The sequence below is a fragment of the Acinetobacter sp. FDAARGOS_724 genome, assembly GCF_013364475.1.
Classification (GTDB): domain Bacteria; phylum Pseudomonadota; class Gammaproteobacteria; order Pseudomonadales; family Moraxellaceae; genus Acinetobacter; species Acinetobacter variabilis.
The window spans coordinates 3,082,287-3,100,668 of record NZ_CP054908.1 but is presented as its reverse complement, the minus strand read 5'-3'; the positions used below and the strand labels follow the sequence as shown (position 1 = coordinate 3,100,668).

Here is an 18,382-nt window from a genome sequence, read left to right as displayed (position 1 = left end):
TCGTTAAACTAAGCTATTCAGATGTCTATCTATATTTTTGGAGTAACCTATGTCCTGGCTTTCTTCGCTTAAATCGGTTTTTTCGCCTTCCAAGGAGGTGAACGAAGAAGCTGTGCAGAACGTACTGCAAAATTATGTCTTGCCAAATTCTAGCAATGCACTGAAAGACCGGATTACTCAGGTCAATGTGCAAGGTGAGATTCTGCAAATCACCATTAATACCTATCCGGAAGAAAAAGAGCAGTTACAGCAGATTCATGATGAACTGGCGGATGCGCTAGAGAAATGCGGTATTAAAGAACTAAACCTGCATGTGATTCAGCAAAAGACGAGTCATAAAAAAGAAGGCGGTTGTGGACATCATCATGCAGAAGGCGAGAGCTGTTCCAGCCAGCCGCAAACTGCTGCTTCAAAATCGAATCTGCCACCTGTGGTTGATGCTTCAGGTCATGCAGCTCAAGCAGAAGCTGACCCAAATAATCCACCGATCCAGAAAGCTGCTCCACAGCAACGTGATGTGCCGAAGCATCCACGTATTCAGAATGTCATTCTGGTCTCTTCAGGCAAGGGTGGTGTTGGTAAATCTACAACGACTGTGAATCTGGCTTTGGCTTTGCAAAAATTAGGTTTGAAAGTGGGTGTACTGGATGCGGATATTTATGGTCCAAGTATTCCGACGATGCTCGGCAATGCCGGCAAAACCCCGATGATCGAAGCCGAGCAGTTTGTCCCACTCGATGCTTACGGTATGGCAGTACTGTCGATTGGGCACTTAACGGGTGATAATAATACGCCGGTTGCTTGGCGTGGTCCTAAAGCAACGGGCGCCTTGATGCAGCTATTCAATCAAACCTTATGGCCGGATTTGGATGTTCTGATGATCGACATGCCACCAGGTACAGGTGATATCCAGTTAACACTCGCTCAGCGTATCCCAGTCACAGGTGCTGTGATTGTGACCACACCACAAAACGTGGCATTGCTGGATGCGACCAAAGGTATTGAACTGTTTAACCGTGTGCAGATTCCAGTGATGGGAGTAGTCGAAAATATGTCGACCCATATCTGTTCGAACTGCGGTCATGAAGAACAGATCTTTGGTAAAGGCGGCGGTGATAAACTGTCAGAGCAATACAATATTCCATTGCTCGGTCGTTTGCCTTTGAATGCAGTGATTCGTGAAAATGCCGATGCTGGTAAGCCTTCAGTGATTGCTGGAGATGATGCTGCTGAAAGTTACATGGCTATTGCTCAGAAAATTGCAGCAAAATTGCCAAAAGCAGAAAAAGATAAAACTCGTATTTTCTAAGATTCTATAGTGAAAAAAAAGAGAGCCGAGGCTCTCTTTTTTATGAGGTTTTAGTAGCAACTGTATTTTCTTTTCTTGCCTGAATGATATTAAAGCCAATTGCAATAATCACCATGATGGTGCCGATAATATCGGTCATGGTCTCAGGCACAATCATCATGAGTGCGCCAACCCCCAGGAAGATGCGCCAGAACCAGCTCAGAGCTATTTTAAAATAGCCTTCTACTGCAGCGCCAAGTGCCAGAATGCCGACAATCGACGTCACAGTAATACTTAAAATGACATTCCATGCCGGTAAGGCAAATTCTTTGGCATTCACGGCAATATCTGTTGTATCAATCATCAGCATCGCCGGGTTATAGACAAACAGGAATGGCACAATAAAGCCAGCCAGAGATAGGCGTAGTGCCAGGAATCCAGTCCGCATTGGATCACCACCCGCAATCCCGGCACCGGCAAAGGCGGCCAAGGCGACGGGTGGGGTAATATTGGCAAACAGGCCAAAATAGAACACGAACATATGCGCAACTAGGATTGGAATATCAAAGTTGGCTAAAGCCGGAGCTGCCATGGTTGCGGTAATAATATAGGCAGGAATGGATGGTAGGCCCATACCCAAAATCATCGATGCAATCATGGTAAAAAACAGTGTTAGAAACAGACTGCCTGCACCAATACTCATAATTGAAGAGGTCATTACCGAGCCAAAACTGGTCAAGCTGACCACACCGATAATAATACCCACCACTGCACAGGCAGACATCACAGAGAGTGACTGTTTAGCACCATCTGCCAGTGCTTCCAGGATTTCCTTCGGTCCCATCCGCGTAGATTTTCTAAATGCAGCAACAACGATGGTTAATAAAATAGTATAAACCGCTGCATAGCTGACCGGAATTGACTGGAATAAGAACACCACAAGCGCAATAATTGGAAGTAATAAATGTCCGCGCTCTTTCAGAACTTCTTTGACTCGTGGCAAGTCTGCTTTGGGAACGCCTTTAAGATTATCCCGACCTGCTCTGAAATGGACTTGTGCCATCACACCGAGGTAATACAGTAGGGCAGGCAATACCGCGGCTAAGGCAATCGTGCCATAACTGACACCAGTTGTTTCGGCCATGATGAATGCACTAGCCCCCATGACTGGAGGTAAAATCTGCCCACCTACAGAAGCACTGGCTTCCACTGCACCGGCAAAGTTTTTGTGGTAGCCAATTTTTTTCATCAAGGGAATGGTAAATGAACCGGTTCCTACGACATTGGCAACCGCCGTACCATTAATACTACCCATAAAACCACTGGAAATCACCGCAACTTTGGCTGGCCCACCTTGCTTATGACCGGCAAGTGCCATCGCCAGATCATTGAATAATTTTCCCATTCCCGATTTCGCCAAAAATGCACCAAACAGGATAAACAAGAAAATGAAGGTGACTGAAGCACCAATGGCTGAAGAATATAAACCTTCAGTCTTCAGATACATTTGCCCGAAAATATCACTGAATGTATAGGGGCGAGTGAGCAAGCGATCCGGCATCCAGTCAAAATGACTGACAAATGGATAGCTTAAGAAAATCAGTCCCAAGATCGGCAACATCCAGCCCATTACCCTTCGAGCAGCCTCAACCACCAATACTACCGTCATGATTGAGAAGACAATGTCCAGTGTATTGGGAATGCCTCCCCGGGTAGTCATAATGGCTTGGTATTCTTTAAACAAATAAAAGAAAGAAGCAAAAGAGGCAATGACCCAAATCCAGTCCGTCCATGCGACCTTTTGCCGGCTACTGGCCTGACGTGCTGGATACAACAAGAAAATCAGCGCCAGACCAATGGATACATGGGCTGCACGTTGAATCAGTTCTGGCAAGGGATTAAAAGTAATATAAAGATGAAATAACGAATAGGATATTGCCAAGGCAGCAATAAACCAGCGAACCGATTTGTTGATCGGATTGCGAGTGACAGATTCACGGTCAAATTTTTCTAATAATTCTTGTTGCTGTTGATCATCCAGTGCTTCAGTCACATTTCTTGTTTCTTGTGGATTCATAGGCAATCATTTAAACCTCTTTTTTTCCATAGGCTGTCTTTTTTTATAGAGATCTGTACCGTGCTATAGTCAGGAAAATCCTGATAAATATTCCAGATCCGATCAGCACTCTCAATTTTTCCCTGCATCCTGCGTGAAATGACCCAATTGATTTCTTTCATCTTCCGGTTGATTTGCATATGGATATTGCCATCATCCAGTCGAGTAATAGTACCTTGATCAGGTGTACCCGCACCAAATGAGATGAACTGAGTATCTGTCAGAATGAAATAGTCATTGCTTAGAAGATAACGTTCTTTCCACTGTGTTCTTTCTACCGAATGCATCCAGCTCAGCTGAAAAGATTTCTGGTCAATTTTGCACTGAAAATTTTGTTCTTTCACTTCCACAAAAATATACGGAAATGTCATCCAAACACAGCTAATAAAAAAAGCAGCCAAACTAAAAAGTGCAGCAATCGCTGCACCTTGTATCCATTTCATCAGTTCGCTTTATTCTCATCATAGAATTTTTGCGCGCCCGGATGCAGTGGAGCAACCAGACCTTTTTGTGCACCTTCTAAAGTGATTTCTTTAGCAGCCTGATGCGAATTTGCCAGCTGATCCAGGCTGGAGAAGAACGTTTTGGTTAGCTTATATACATCATCGGTAGACAAATCTGAGCGAACCACCAATGCATTCATGATCGCTGCTGTTGGAATATCTTCAGCATTGCCATAGGTCCCTTTAGGAATGGTCATTGGCAGGAAATACGCCTGATCTTTGGCAATCGCTTTCACTTTATCTGGATTGATGCTGACCAATTGAAGGTCAAAACCCTGTTGCAGTTCCATTAGGGAGGAGTTTGGAAGACCACTGGTCAAGAAGGCTGCATCCAATTTTCCGCCTTTCAAGGCATCCGCTGCTTCGGCATAACCTAAGTAATCTACTTTGACATCCTTATAAGTGATACCAAAACCGTTTAATAGAGTACGGGCATTCACTTCTACACCTGAATTCTGGGCGCCCACCGCAATACGTTTGCCCTTGAGATCTTCAATATTTTTGATACCAGAGCGCTTTGAGGTTACGATTTGCACATAGTTCGGATAAAGCGCAGCGATCTGCTGCACGTTGTCAATTTTAGAACTAAAACTGCCTTGACCATTAATTGCTTCGGTTAAGCTGTCGCTCATGACAAAGGCCATTTCAACTTTGTTCTGTTTTAATAAATTTAGATTTTCGACAGAAGCCCCTGTGGTCTGGGTTTTGGAACTCACGCCGTAGGTCTTGTTATAGATTTCAGCCAATCCTGTTCCGATGACATTATAAGGACCTGAAGCACCGCCTGTCGCAATATTCACAAATCGGGTTTGCAGTTTATCTGCAGCTACGCTCTCACCAGATGCAGCCTGATGATCTGATTTATTTTGTGCATTATCATTCGAGCAAGCAGCTACGCCTGATAGCGCTAAACTCATGACTGAAAGTTTGATCCATTTATTCATATATGACTCCTGATATTATTCTGTAGTTATTAAAATATAATTAAAACAACAATATACTAAACCGTCTGAATGTTAAAAAAATGTGAATTATCAATTGTTGTCCTTGTACAATTTAACAGCAATTATTTTGTCTGAATACCTTTAATAGCATTTTTTTCGAAATTTTACTTTATCAATATGTTGAACAAATTTAGCAAGATAGACATCTTAAATGGAGAGTGGAAATTTAATCATTAGGAGTTAGGTAAAAGTTGCTCCCATCATCAAATCTTTCTAAAGTGCCCAAAGTTCATAGGCAAGAGCAGGGATTTTAGTGAATTAAAATTCAATCAAAGGTTACCAGAAATAATGATTTCAAAGTTTTGGATGATTTTTCTTTCATGTTGTTGAGACTAATATTTCAGGAACTTTAAGTCCGAATACTCTATAGAAACTTCTACTTTTATAGAAATTTTATTATGAGCTTATAGGTTTATAAATTGACAAAATTGACTGAAATTAATTTTTCTTTTATTTTGATATAATTATATGAAATTCATTAAAAAATAATAAAATATAAAATTTTTTAATATGTTCTCTTACAATTATTTTTTTGCAGATTTGACCAGATCATTCTATGCTTAAGACCTAAGAGCGAGGTCAAACTATGATTTCATGGTTATTTATTGGTTTAGTGGCAGCCATTCTATTAACACCGGGCCCAACCAATACTTTATTGGCATCGTCAGGTATTCAAGTTGGATTTAGAAAAACTTTTCGCCTTATCCCTGCAGAAGCTTTCGGCTATCTCATCGCAATTACATTCTGGGGCTTTTTGATTGGTAAAATCTCGGTCTATTTGCCGGAATTACCTCATATTCTCAAACTCTGTAGTGCTGTTTATATTCTATTTTTAGCTTTAAAATTATGGCGTACTGCAGAACTTGGTGAAAATTTTCAATGTATTTCGATTCGGGCACGGGAACTATTTTTTGCGACTTTGTTGAATCCTAAAGCATTATTATTTGCTTCGGCCATTTTCCCGGTCATTGTATGGAAAAGCAGTCAATATTATGTGAATTATATGCTAGTATTCTTGGCATTACTTATTCCTATCGCATTTTTCTGGACCTTTTTAGGTAGTTTATTGGCTAGAAAAAACAATCGCTGGCTGAATCAAAAGAACTTACAAAAGACTGCTTCCATTATTTTAATGAGCTTTTCTGTACCTTTATCCTATTCAGCACTCCTCAGTCTTTAAACCTGAAAAAGCAGCTAAATTTCCTGAAATTTAGCTGTCAGAATTTCGCTTATTTTCATTAGTGTCAATTTCAGTTAAAGTACGTCGCAATTACTTATTTTTAAGATTTTTGGATTATATCAATGGCAATTAAGTCTGATCGTTGGATTCGCGAAATGAGCGAAAAACACGGCATGATTGAACCGTATGCAGAAAACCAGATTCGTCTGGATGAAAATGGTCAAAAGCTGATTTCTTATGGTGTTTCAAGCTATGGCTATGATGTGCGCTGTGCGCGTGAGTTTAAAGTATTCACCAATGTTCACTCTGCAATTGTCGATCCGAAAAACTTTGACGAAAAAAGCTTTATCGATATTGAATCGGATGTTTGTATCATTCCCCCCAACTCATTTGCGTTGGCACGTACAGTAGAATACTTCCGTATTCCACGAAATGTACTGACCGTTTGCTTGGGTAAATCGACCTATGCACGTTGTGGCATTATCGTGAATGTGACTCCACTTGAACCTGAGTGGGAAGGTCATGTCACGCTAGAGTTTTCGAATACGACTAACCTGCCTGCACGTATTTATGCGGGTGAGGGTGTGGCTCAAATGTTGTTCTTCGAATCAGACGAAGTTTGTGAAACCTCCTATAAAGATCGTGGTGGTAAATACCAAGGGCAGACAGGCGTTACTTTGCCTAAAGCTTAATCGTTTTAAAGCATTCAATAAGCGAGGCAAATGCCTCGCTTATTTTTTTGCTGTTTCATTCATCGGAAACTCGGGGTTTTTAGGCTTTTGGCTTTGGTAATCCTGCTAAAAATAAGCATAATGAAGAATGAATATATAAAAAAGATGTGCCAAGCATCATAAAAATCAAAAATTGAAGGCTGGGAAGCTGAAGGATAAAGATGCGGAGCATCAGATAAGAAGGATAGGTCGAGATGGCTCAAATAAAAGCTAAATTTCAATTTCGTAAAAGCTATTTGGCAATGATGATCGGTTTAGGATTATTGCCATCCGCACATGCAATGCAGGAATTAACTGATTCTTCTCTTTCTGATACTACCGGTGAAGGTGTTGCCCTAGTACTTGATGACTTTAAAATGGTTTTTCAGGCACCGAATGATGCTTCCAGTGGTTCAAGCTATGCACGAGGTATTGCCAATCCAGGTCAGGCAGACACTGGCTTTATTCGTATTATTCCGACTGGAGAGAACTATGCTCAGTTAGGTGAACGTGCCTATAACAAAGTCTATGATCGAGTGTATGCAAGTAGCTATTTAAATGGTATTAGTGCAAATGCCAATCTTTATCAAACGACTTATAACAATAGTGTCAGTACCTATAAAACTCAAAACTATAATTCGACTTTAACTGCAATCCGTAATGAAATTGGTGCTAATGCGCGTAGTGGTATTGTGGAAGAATATCGTAATTCGACATTAATGCAGCAATATTATCAGCAGCGTTATGAGGATTATTATGACGGTACAATTATTACAGGATTAAAAAGTGACGGAACAACATCTCATATTTTAACTGCATGGCAAAAAGATAAATCTGTCGAATATGCATTAAAAAATACCTATGAAATGATCGAATTGTTATATGGAAACAAGGTAACCACTCCATTAAATAATACTTGGACTCAACAAGCGGGTACCCGAACCAATGCTATTGATTCAAGAGTTACTAAAGTTGTAGAGAATGCGACACAAGAAAAATTAGCAATTGAAGCTGATAGGTATGCACTGATTCAGGCAAAAAATGCAGTGACTGCTATGGAACAGGCGGTTAAAGCGAGCGCAACAACAGCGGCCAAAGAAGCTGCAATGAGTGCCTCAGTCAGTACGCTACGTACGAAAGCTGATGTATTTATCTATGGTTTAGCTTTATCAAAAAGTGATAACTCACTCAGTAGTCGCTATAGCAATCAGGGGTTTAATTGGGGAACAGCCAGCAATCCCTGGTTATTTCATGCCGGAGCCGAAACAGTAAAACAGTTCACGGATACTGGAAAAGAAGTTGGCTATCTAGCTTTGGAAGCACCTCTTGCAACAGTTGCTGCAAATGAAGCAGATAATAATATTAAGCTTGGTTTCTGGACTGATATTTTCTCACGTTCTTTAAATTCAAGTAATACCGTAGATTATGCTACTGGAGCACCTACTTCAGGCTTAGATATTTCTGAACGTTTTCGTGCACAGTTTATTGCTAATGGCTTGAGCATGAACGGTTCGCAAGTCCGATTATTTCAAACCCTTACATCGCCTGATCTTGCATATAGTCAAACCTTGGGCCTGGCGAGTCTGATCCGACTCAATACTAATGATGATCCCTCTACTTTGACCAGTGATTCAAACAATTTGAACAGTAAAGGGATTCGTATTAGTACTGCAGCAAAAGAGAATAATCTTGATGGAGATGGTCCGACCCCTGCTTTAAATGGCTCTGCAGCTCCTATATTTCATGATACCGAGGGATTGTATTTATATAGCCCGAATATCAACTTAGTACTAGGAACTATGTACCAACCTTTTGTTGTGGGTTCGGAAGGAAATAATATTATTTTGGAAGTGACACGTATTCCTAAAATTCCAGATATTTACAACCGGATTTATCAGCGTTATCCAGATGGAAAAGGTGGCTTTTTAGGATCAGAAGCACTTTTAGGCTCTACATGTAATGTATATACGTGTGGTACTGAAATTAAAGCTCAAGCTTCAGATAGCATTGCCTTGTATCAAGGACGCGATGCAACTCATAGTAGTATCGCCATTGGTTCTGTTGAACGTATTGCCAATACCAATATGCTGAAAGCGAAAGATGATAATAATGCAACCGGTGTGGTATTTAGGGGAGCTACTGATAATTCAATGAGGAATTTTGGTTCAGCAGTAATTGATGGTGTGTTGATTCAACATCTAAAAATAAAAACGACAGGTCTATAAAGGAATAGGGCAATGTTGAAAAAGTTAATGCTTGCTACAGTTCTTGGGATTTCTTTAGCAACACAAGCCGGCTTGGTCAGTCTTGATCCGCAGCAAATGACAGCAGAAACGGGTCAAGGCGGAGCGGATTTAAGCTGGACCTTGTCACTCAATCATCAATACGCTACTGATTTAACGAAATCTCAAATTTCTGAAACGGTCGCTAATAAGTTAGAAGTGTATTACAAGCCAACAACAGATTGTGGAATTAACACCTTGTTTTGTCGCTTGGCTATTTCTCCGAACAATCATGTCGACGCCCAAGGCAATAAAAAATGGCTAGTATTTAAAGGAATACAAGGCACCCTGCAAATTGATAAGTTTTCTATCGATGGCACCACGATTACTAATGCGGCAGGCGATTCTCAAACAGCCATGAAAATCACTTTTTATGATGATAAACCTTTAAAAATAAGAAATTTGGGCTTTAATACTTTGGCTATTGAAACCGGAACCGGTGAGGGTGATAAGGAAGGCTATGCCAATTCAGAAAAGTATACGACCTTCACCAATCGTGTTTATAAAGAGGACGGTACATATACCACTGCCTCAGCAGATGTTCCAGAATTTGACCAGGGGCGTGAGAAGGGCTTTATGGGTCTCAATATGCACGGCAACATGCACATGTCAGGAAACTTAAAAATATTTGGCTTTAACTGCTCAGCAGGGAGTGCACAAAGCCGTTGCTAACTGCATGGATGCAGCATAGGGATGAAAGAATGAAAAAAATAAAATCACAAATTAAATTATTAACGGCATGTATCTGTTTGGCACAGCATAGTTATGCACTAGAGCTGATTGAAGAACAAGAATTAGGTTATATCACTGGTCAAGACGGTATTACGATTACGCACAAGGTATCAAAAGTTGAAGTTGAACAGCTCAATTGGTATGACCCGAATGCTGATGTAAATACCAAGATGGGACTGGGATTGCATAAAGTAAAAATCTTAGGCAAAGATCAAAATGCGATTTTAAGCCAGCTTAAGTTTGATGTCGGTGCGACCGATGCTGGTGCAGGGATTCGTTTAGAAGCAAGCGTAGCTCCCTTTAGTGCCAATGCAGATTTTAAACTGGTGAGTAAGGAATGTGCTGGAACAAGCTGTGTCGAAAACAATCAAAATTTGGGCAAACTAGGTCTTGCGATTGATAGTCCATTTAAAATGGTGCTTCAAACGACAGCTGGTTTATTCAATAAGAATGAAACAGCTACTATCGATTTCAATTTGCAAGATGCCACGATTAAACATACTTTAGGTACAAATAGCTTAGTTCTAGATAACTTTAATTTTAACTTCGCTGGTACGGGCTATATGTATATAGACCCGACAAAAGGCATCGTACTCGCCAGTAAAAGTGGCACACAAGACCATCTAATTAATTTAAAACCAGTGGCTGTAGGAACAACTGGTGCGCAAACAGCTGGATTAAACTTTGATTTACGCTATCAGAATGGAGATGGCGATTTAAAAAATATCATGCGCTATGGTATTTCGGGTGCAGTGAGTAATGCACGTTTGTCGTTAGGTGCCGATCAGTCAAAACTGAATTCTTTTGATATAAGTAATAAAGTTGGTGGTGTGCTGACGCGACAAGATCATAGACTTTCAAGCTATAACGCAGGTGAAGGTGGCTTGCATCTTGGTTTATCAGCTGATTTTACCAATCAGGAAGTGGCAGCAGCGCAGGGTTTAAAGCCAACGACTTTGGAAATTGGTCATACCGGCAAAGGAAGCTATGCAGTTCAGTTTAATGAATTACGTTCATTAACTGGAAAGAATAATGCTTATATTGATTTTGGCGATATTTATATCAATACAATTCAGGCACAGAGCCTAGAGTTTTTAGTGAATGACAATATTAAGTCAACGCTTAGACGAAGTAATCCGATTTTGCAGCAAACTTTAAGCAGTACGTCTGCTAATCAGGACTTTGCACTAATTGCCATACGGGGTATGGATTTCCAGTCGATTGCAGCCAAAGCAAATTTTATTTCTAATGATACTGGTGTTATTTCCGGGAATAGTGGTTCTTGGGGAATTGGTATTCCAATTTACAACTTGAATGCCAATGTTGCCTTGTCGGGTACAAAATATGACGGTGACAAGAATGGTATTGCCTATAACGTGATGGCATCAACTGAAGGTTATGGAAAGGATGCCAAAACTGGAGCATCAAGTACAACCTCAATTCTTTTAATTGATGGTGGTGTAGAGAATGGCCATGCGCGAAACTATTATGCTGGCCTTCGAAATATTGATGCCTTTATTGAATCCAAAGGGGTGATTGGTTATGAGGATGAAGGCATCTATGTAAAAGCTGATAAATTGCTGATCGCAGCGAAAGCTGAGGTGGCAATTGGGCAACTACCGGGATCTAAATATAACTGTGTATCAGGCAATAAATGTGATCAGTTTGTTCCTGATGACAATTTTTCTAAACGCGACGATGTATTAACAACAATTGCCATGATGCTTGATGGTAGTGGTGAGTTAATGATTATTCCAGGACTGGATGTAGCAGACGAAAATTATTTATCGCTGGATGCAAACTTTAAGTTCCGAACATTAACTTCTACAGAAAAAGGTGATGTTAATAATCTTGGTAGTTATTTTAGTCTGATTAATGAAGATGTAGATAGCACAGGTGCAGTTCATACTTCTGCGATTAACTTTAATCGTATGGAAGGGAATTTAGGATTAATCACTAAAATAGGCGTGAGTGAAGATACTGTTACTTTAGATAATCAAATTAAATTTAATAAAGATCAGAAGATTATCGAGCCGTTTAGAACCAACATGGCCATGACCACAAATGGCAATATGCAGAATATAGCAACAATTGCACTCACAGGCGGAACCATGCGCAGTACGCTTGGTATTACACCGCGCTGAAATAAGGGATGATTTCATGAAAAAAATAATATTGAATAGCTTGATTGTCACTTTAATGGGCCTTACTCAACAGGCGATGGCTATGACAGCCTTAGACGATGAGGCTTTATCGGCAGTTGATGCACAGGCATTATTAAATTTGGAAAATGCTTATGATTCATCACAAGGGATTAACTTCCATAAGCTAAGTATTGAAGCTTTAATGGAATTGAACATTAATATCAAAACTTTGCAGCTCGGTTGTGGTGGAACTAATAACAGTATTGGGAATACCAATGGTTGTGATATTGATATTTCTAACTTGGCTTTGAGTGGCTTAAATACCAGCCTTGATGATAAAGGTAACCCTGTCTTTTCAGACGACCGTGCTAATACCAGTGCCAGTGTGAGTAATCCCTTTGTTGAGTTTGCAATTAAAAATGGTGGAAGTGCCTCTACCCGAGAAGTGGTCGGTTTCCGTCTAGGTGCAGATAAAATTGTTGGACTCTTAACCATGGGAACTGACAACGTTGAAAATCCGAATGATGGCCTCAAAAGTTTTAGTGGTTATATGAAAATGGCGCAAACCACTGGTGAGTCTGTTACAAAAGCGGGAACCTTTGGTATTGCAAATGATGAAAAAATCTCAGGGAATCTAAAGGCTTTAGGACAAACACGTACTTTCACCAGTAAGCCAGGTGCTGATGGCCATACCGGGATTACAGTGCCTTCCATGCGGGTAGACTTTACTATGCCAGAAACTGTCGTGACTGGGCAACGCTTAAAGTCAGCGACTGTAAGTAATATCCGTTCTACTATTGCTTCGATTCCATTAGCAAAGGCTTTAACGGGTTCAACTTTGCCAAATGATGTGATTGGTACACCAGATTTTTCAAAAGATAAGCTGTATGTAGAGTTTGATCCATTAATTGGACTTCTTAATTTAGGAACACATTCTTTCTTTCAAATGGGTGCTGGTTCAAGTCTGGATAACCTGAATATGGACATCACCTTTGTTCAGGCTCTAAATATGATCCATAATATTCCATTAAATGGTACAGGCGGTTATTTGTCTTTACAGAGTCAGAATGTGCATTGGCAAGGTGCGGACGCGGCTGATATTGCCAAACCAGGTTGGTGGCTATCTTTTAAAGACCCGATTCAACTGGGTGTATTAAAAACTACAGATGAAGTTGATATTTCATTCGTGTTACCTCAGGTAGCAACTGCTATTTCTGAATTTCTTTTACGACCTGAAAACTTGATCGATGTCAGTGTGGGTGAGGCTCTAGGGTCTCTGGCGAATGTCGCGGTGGTACGTAAATTGAATATTGATGTAGGTAAATTTACTAACTATGTAGATGGTACTCCTGCAACTTTAACCTTAATGGATAAGCTGCTACAGAACCAGAATGTGACCTCAAACTGCTTTGGCGGACATAAGTTCTGCTAATTCAGACATATAAAAAATCCCGCTCTAGGCGGGATTTTTTATTGATTCAGAAAAAATTATTTAGCAATTTTGCCAGTAGTTCTTCTTTCGAAAGATTTACTGATTCTGCATCACGGCGACCTTTATATTCAAAAGTACCTGCATCCAGACCTTTTTCACCAATCACAATGCGATGTGGAATACCAGTCAATTCAAGATCAGAGAATTTCACACCTGGACGTTCATTACGGTCATCAAGCAGTACGTCAAAACCAGCAGCTTGCAGTTCTGCATATAAGCTTTCAGCAGCTTCTAAAGTGCGAGGTGATTTATGCGCATTCATTGGCACAATTGCTACTTCAAATGGAGCGATCGCAGCCGGCCAGATGATGCCTTTTTCATCGTAATTCTGTTCAATTGCAGATGCTACGACACGTGTCACACCAATACCATAACAACCCATGGTTACAGTGAATGGTTTGCCATCCTCACCTAAGACCTTACAACCTAAAGCTTCAGAATATTTTTTGCCTAACTGGAAGATATGACCCACTTCGATACCACGTTTGATTTGAAGTGTACCTTTGCCATCTGGAGAAGGATCGCCTTCAACCACATTACGCAGGTCATAAACTTCGCTAAACTGCGCATCACGTTCCCAGTTCACGCCAGTTGCGTGCTTGTCTGCTTCATTTGCACCCGCGACGAAGTCAGAAAGTACAGAAGCAGCACGGTCAACAATCACTGTTAGGCCTTTTTCTACTAAACCTTGTGGACCTACAAAACCAGCAGTCAAACCTAGTTCAGCAAGTTGAGCTTCAGTAGCAAAAGCCAAAGGCGCAGCAATTTTTGGATGCTTTTCGGCTTTAATTTCATTCAGTTCATGGTCACCACGAAGGAACAGGGCAACGACAGGAGCTGCTTTACCTTCTTCAGCTGCAACGCCTTGAACCAGTAATGCCTTCACTGAATGTGCAGGGTCAGTGCCAAGGAAGCTTGATACATCAGCAATCGTTTTTTGATTTGGGGTATCAACCACTTTCAGTTCTTGAGTTGGAGCAGCACGATCGCCCACCAGAATCGCTTCAGCCATTTCGATGTTAGCCGCATAATCAGATTCAGTTGAGAATGCGATATCATCTTCACCACTTGAAGCCAAGACGTGGAATTCGTGTGAACCTGAACCACCGATTGAACCGGTATCCGCTTGTACTGGACGGAAATCCAGACCTAAACGGGTAAAGATCTTGCAGTACGCTTCGTACATTTTATCGTAAGTTTCTTGCAGAGATTCCTGATCCGCATGGAAAGAGTAAGCATCTTTCATGATGAATTCACGTGAGCGCATTACACCAAAACGAGGACGGATTTCATCTCGGAACTTGGTTTGAACCTGGTAGAAGTTTGCAGGCAATTGTTTGTAACTTTTTAGCTCATTACGTGCCAGATCAGTGATCACTTCTTCGTGTGTTGGACCAAGCACAAAGTCATTGGTATGACGATCTTTAAAACGTAATAGTTCAGGACCGTATTGCACATAACGACCAGATTCTTCCCAAAGAGAAGCTGGTTGAGTCACAGGCATCAAGACTTCGAGTGAACCCGCGTTATTCATTTCTTCGCGAACGATCGCTGCAACTTTATTTAATACGCGAACGCCCATCGGCAGCCAGGTGTACAAACCTGAAGCCAACTTACGAATCATACCGGCACGAAGCATCAGCTGATGTGAAATAATTTCAGCATCGTTCGGGGTTTCTCTCAACGTTGCAAATAAAAAGCGACTCGCGCGCATGGAAACTGTCCTAAAAAATTAAGCGTTAAAGCAGAGATTATACAATAAAAAATGAGGTGAACATTCGTGAATGTCACCTCATTGTGATGGTTTAAATTATGCCATGATTTTACGGGCTTGGCGCAGCATAAAATTCTTAAGGTCATCCAAATAAGTGAAAATCACTGGAACCACGACCAATGTCAGCAGGGTGGAGGTAATTACCCCGCCGATCACGGCATGTGCCATCGGTGCACTTTGTTCACCACCTTCACCTAAGCCCAGAGCGAGCGGCACCATTCCCATGACCATGGCACTGGTGGTCATCAGAATTGGACGTAAACGGGTTTTGCCGGCATTCAGAATCGCATCATAACGGGCTTCACCCCGATCCATGGCTTTCTTGATGAAGTCGATAAGCAGAATCGCATTTTTGGTTACCAGACCCATCAGCATAATAATCCCGATAATCGAAAACAGGTTCATGGTCGAATTAAACAGGAACAGCGCCAGGAATACACCAATTAATGACAAAGGTAATGAAGCCATAATGGCAGCAGGATGAATAAAGCTGTTGAACTGTGAACCCAGCACAATATAAATAAATACAATCGACAGGGTAATCGCAGTCAACGCATAACCAGCGGATTCTGCCATATCTGCATTGGCACCTTGGGTATCAAAACTATAACCCGGTGGCATGTCGAAATTATCCTGAAGTCTGCTAATGTCAGTACCGATGTCACCTGCAGGGCGTCCAGAGGTATTTGCTTCAACCAGCACCTCACGCGCCAGGTCACGACGATTAATTTGAGAAGCTCCCAGTTTTTCCTCAAAATTAGCAACGCTAGAAAGCGGGATCAAAATCGGCTGATTATTGCCATCCATTTTAGATGAAGTGATATACATATTTTGCAGATCGCTCGGCAGGGTGCGCCGGTCTTCGGTCAGGCGTAAGTTAACATCATAAGTTTCACCTTTTTCATCCTGCCACGTGGTGACATCATCGCCGGCAATCAATGGGCGAACTACATTGGCAATTTGATTGACTGACAAACCAAGATCACTGGCCAGAACGCGATTGATCTGTACACCTAAGGTCGGTTTTGGCTCTTTGAGGGATGTTTCCAGATCGACGATGCCATCAATTTTAGCCATCTCGACCATAAAGCGATCGGAAATCTTTTGTAGTTCATTCAAATCAGGGCCCTTGATTGAGATCATAATCGGCTTTTGACCACCCGATACGGTTTCATCCGCGGAAGCAACTGAGGTAATGGTAATGCCGCCCACAGATTGTAAACGTTGACGGAATTCATTATTGAGATCATTCAAGCTTTTCTCACGTTCAGTCCGCGGAGTTACAGTGACACGTAAGCTGACATGATTTTTACCGCGATCGGTCACACCATTAATTACGCCATAAGTTGCACGTACATCAGGATGCTGACGTACGATTTTATCGACCTGTTGCAGTTTGGCTTGTGAATATTCCAGTGAAGCATCGACTGGGGTTTCAAACTTGATCCGGATTTCACCCTTATCCGGGACAGGTACAAACTCGGTACCAATCAGTTTCGAGAGTGCTAAAGCGCCAAACAGAGATGCCACTGCAATCACAATGGTAATGAACCTAAAGCGTAAAGCCAGTTTCAATAGCTTTTCATAAACATGACTTAAATTGTCTAATTTGCCTGAAATCCAGTTAAAGAAGCGTTTGATTCGGCCCGGCTTTTTATTGGGATCTTTTTTCTTTTCTGCCCAATGTGCAGATAGCATTGGATCCAGAGTAAAACTGACAAACATGGAAATCAGAACGGCGGTACTCACCGTCACACCGAACTGATAAAAGAAACGCCCAATAATTCCACCCATAAAGGCAACAGGCAAGAAGACCGCGACGATTGTCAATGTTGTTGCCAGAACAGCAAGACCAATTTCTTTGGTTCCGTCCAGTGCAGCAGTGACATGGTCTTTACCCATATCGGTATGCCGTACGATATTTTCCCGTACTACAATTGCATCATCAATCAGCAAACCGATACTTAAAGACAGGGCCAATAAGGTCATCATGTTAATACTGAAACCAAAAGCCCAGATAAAGGTCAAAGTTCCGAGCAAAGCGATCGGTAAAGTGAGGCCAGTAATGACCGTTGAGCGGAAAGAACCTAAAAATAACAGAACAATTAGGACAGCAAGAACTGCACCTTCGATAATGGTACGCGCCACATCACCAATGGTGCCGCGGATGCTTTTTGAAGAATCTACCACAACTTTTAAGGTGGTTCCTTGTGGCAGTTGGGATTTGAGGCTTTCAAGGGTTTTGTAAGTACTGTCTACAACTTCAATGACATTAGAATCAGAGCTACGCAGGATGTCAACTGCAACTGCAGCTTTACCATCCAGAAATGCACCAGTTTCAAGTTCTGCCTGGCTATCTTCAATTTCTGCGACCTGTTTCAGAAAGATCGGTGCACCATTTTTATTGGCAATCACCAAATCGCCAAAGGCGAGGGGATGTAGCACTTTGGAATTGATCTCAATCACCAGTTCCGAGTTGCCAGATTTTAATGTACCGCCCGGAACTTCGATATTTTCAGATTTCAGAGTATTAATGACGCTATCCACGCCGATACCAAAAGCTTGCAGTTTCTGGGGTTCAACCTGAATGCGAATCTGGCGCTGTGCATCACCAAGAAGGTTGACTGTACCTACTCCCGGAACAGTTCGTAGTTGTGGAACAATGCGCTGATCCAGATAGGAACTCAGTGCCTTTAAATCCATATTGTCGGACTCAAATACGATCGACATGATTGCATTGGCAGTCGGATCATAACGCTCGACAACCGGTTCCTGAATTTCATCACGGAATTCGGCGGTGACTGAGGCAATTTTGTCACGGACATCCTGTGCCGCCATGGTAGAAGGAACTTCCAGATTGAATTCGGCCGTAATCATCGACAGGCCTTCACTGGATTGTGAAATTACCTGTTTTAAACCAGAAATAGTATTGATCTGGTCTTCAAGTTTTTTGGTAATTTCCGATTCAACGGTTTCTGGAGAAGCGCCTGGATAGCTGGTATAAATCACCACAAAGGGAAAGTCGACATCCGGAAATTCTTCTACACCCATGCGCTGCCAGGAAGCTAGTCCAAGCACCATCAAACAGAACATCATCATAATGGTGAAGACGGGATACTTCACACTAATTCGGGTAAACCACATATTAATGATCCTG

The 18,382-nt window shown here is 41.6% G+C and carries 12 protein-coding genes; 7 read left to right on the top strand and 5 right to left on the bottom strand.

The annotated features are described in order from the left end of the window. The first annotated feature begins 49 nt into the window (after positions 1 to 49). A complete protein-coding gene (apbC, locus tag FOC32_RS16225) occupies positions 50 to 1,309 on the top strand; it encodes an iron-sulfur cluster carrier protein ApbC (protein WP_175968056.1) in 1,260 nt (419 codons plus the stop codon). Between the two features lie 40 nt (positions 1,310 to 1,349). Here apbC and FOC32_RS16220 read toward each other — a convergent pair whose 3' ends face one another. Genes FOC32_RS16220 through FOC32_RS16210 form a run of 3 tightly spaced genes read right to left on the bottom strand, consistent with a single transcriptional unit; the run spans position 1,350 to position 4,851 of the window. After that, entirely contained in the window at positions 1,350 to 3,365 is a 2,016-nt protein-coding gene (locus FOC32_RS16220) for a TRAP transporter permease (RefSeq protein WP_175968054.1), read from the bottom strand. Beyond that, complete coding sequence (locus FOC32_RS16215; RefSeq protein WP_005237021.1) at positions 3,362 to 3,847, bottom strand: DUF1850 domain-containing protein; 486 nt, start codon at positions 3,845 to 3,847, stop codon at positions 3,362 to 3,364. The genes FOC32_RS16220 and FOC32_RS16215 overlap by 4 nt, the downstream gene beginning before the upstream one ends. After that, the gene (locus FOC32_RS16210) at positions 3,847 to 4,851 is read right to left on the bottom strand and encodes a TAXI family TRAP transporter solute-binding subunit (protein WP_175968052.1); all 1,005 of its coding nucleotides are present in this window, start codon (positions 4,849 to 4,851) and stop codon (positions 3,847 to 3,849) included. Before FOC32_RS16210 ends, FOC32_RS16215 begins: the two co-directional genes overlap by 1 nt. A 646-nt stretch (positions 4,852 to 5,497) precedes the next feature. On the opposite strand from FOC32_RS16210, the gene FOC32_RS16205 reads away from it, so the two are divergent. The 6 genes from FOC32_RS16205 (at position 5,498) to FOC32_RS16180 (ending at position 13,391) form a co-directional block, all read left to right on the top strand. Next, positions 5,498 to 6,091 (top strand): LysE family translocator, encoded by a 594-nt coding sequence (locus FOC32_RS16205; protein WP_175968050.1) that lies wholly within the window; start codon positions 5,498 to 5,500, stop codon positions 6,089 to 6,091. A 122-nt stretch (positions 6,092 to 6,213) separates the two neighbouring features. Then, positions 6,214 to 6,783, top strand: coding sequence for a dCTP deaminase (gene dcd, locus FOC32_RS16200; protein ID WP_004785008.1), 570 nt, complete (start codon positions 6,214 to 6,216; stop codon positions 6,781 to 6,783). A gap of 233 nt (positions 6,784 to 7,016) precedes the next feature. Continuing rightward, the gene (locus FOC32_RS16195; protein ID WP_175968048.1) at positions 7,017 to 9,026 is read left to right on the top strand and encodes a hypothetical protein; all 2,010 of its coding nucleotides are present in this window, start codon (positions 7,017 to 7,019) and stop codon (positions 9,024 to 9,026) included. Positions 9,027 to 9,038: 12 nt separating this feature from the next. Next, a complete protein-coding gene (locus FOC32_RS16190) occupies positions 9,039 to 9,755 on the top strand; it encodes a hypothetical protein (RefSeq protein WP_175968046.1) in 717 nt (238 codons plus the stop codon). A gap of 29 nt (positions 9,756 to 9,784) precedes the next feature. Further along, positions 9,785 to 11,959 carry a DUF6160 family protein gene (locus tag FOC32_RS16185; protein WP_175968045.1) on the top strand — a complete coding sequence of 725 codons (2,175 nt, stop codon included), beginning with the start codon at positions 9,785 to 9,787 and terminating at the stop codon, positions 11,957 to 11,959. A gap of 16 nt (positions 11,960 to 11,975) precedes the next feature. After that, positions 11,976 to 13,391: a hypothetical protein gene (locus tag FOC32_RS16180; RefSeq protein ID WP_104425850.1), complete on the top strand. Its 1,416-nt coding sequence runs from the start codon at positions 11,976 to 11,978 to the stop codon at positions 13,389 to 13,391. A gap of 46 nt (positions 13,392 to 13,437) precedes the next feature. Here FOC32_RS16180 and FOC32_RS16175 read toward each other — a convergent pair whose 3' ends face one another. Further along, a complete protein-coding gene (locus tag FOC32_RS16175; RefSeq protein ID WP_175968043.1) occupies positions 13,438 to 15,165 on the bottom strand; it encodes a proline--tRNA ligase in 1,728 nt (575 codons plus the stop codon). 96 nt (positions 15,166 to 15,261) lie between these two features. Continuing rightward, complete coding sequence (locus FOC32_RS16170; RefSeq protein WP_175968041.1) at positions 15,262 to 18,369, bottom strand: efflux RND transporter permease subunit; 3,108 nt, start codon at positions 18,367 to 18,369, stop codon at positions 15,262 to 15,264. Positions 18,370 to 18,382 lie beyond the last annotated feature (13 nt).

What these genes read in the sequence shown, in the direction of transcription:
- FOC32_RS16185 (WP_175968045.1), top strand. Translation starts at nt 9,785, where the DNA reads ATGAAAAAAATAAAATCACAAATTAAATTATTAACGGCATGTATCTGT.
- dcd (WP_004785008.1), top strand. Translation starts at nt 6,214, where the DNA reads ATGGCAATTAAGTCTGATCGTTGGATTCGCGAAATGAGCGAAAAACAC.
- FOC32_RS16175 (WP_175968043.1), bottom strand. Translation starts at nt 15,165, where the DNA reads ATGCGCGCGAGTCGCTTTTTATTTGCAACGTTGAGAGAAACCCCGAAC.
- apbC (WP_175968056.1), top strand. Translation starts at nt 50, where the DNA reads ATGTCCTGGCTTTCTTCGCTTAAATCGGTTTTTTCGCCTTCCAAGGAG.
- FOC32_RS16180 (WP_104425850.1), top strand. Translation starts at nt 11,976, where the DNA reads ATGAAAAAAATAATATTGAATAGCTTGATTGTCACTTTAATGGGCCTT.
- FOC32_RS16220 (WP_175968054.1), bottom strand. Translation starts at nt 3,365, where the DNA reads ATGAATCCACAAGAAACAAGAAATGTGACTGAAGCACTGGATGATCAA.
- FOC32_RS16205 (WP_175968050.1), top strand. Translation starts at nt 5,498, where the DNA reads ATGATTTCATGGTTATTTATTGGTTTAGTGGCAGCCATTCTATTAACA.
- FOC32_RS16190 (WP_175968046.1), top strand. Translation starts at nt 9,039, where the DNA reads ATGTTGAAAAAGTTAATGCTTGCTACAGTTCTTGGGATTTCTTTAGCA.
- FOC32_RS16170 (WP_175968041.1), bottom strand. Translation starts at nt 18,369, where the DNA reads ATGTGGTTTACCCGAATTAGTGTGAAGTATCCCGTCTTCACCATTATG.
- FOC32_RS16210 (WP_175968052.1), bottom strand. Translation starts at nt 4,851, where the DNA reads ATGAATAAATGGATCAAACTTTCAGTCATGAGTTTAGCGCTATCAGGC.
- FOC32_RS16195 (WP_175968048.1), top strand. Translation starts at nt 7,017, where the DNA reads ATGGCTCAAATAAAAGCTAAATTTCAATTTCGTAAAAGCTATTTGGCA.
- FOC32_RS16215 (WP_005237021.1), bottom strand. Translation starts at nt 3,847, where the DNA reads ATGAAATGGATACAAGGTGCAGCGATTGCTGCACTTTTTAGTTTGGCT.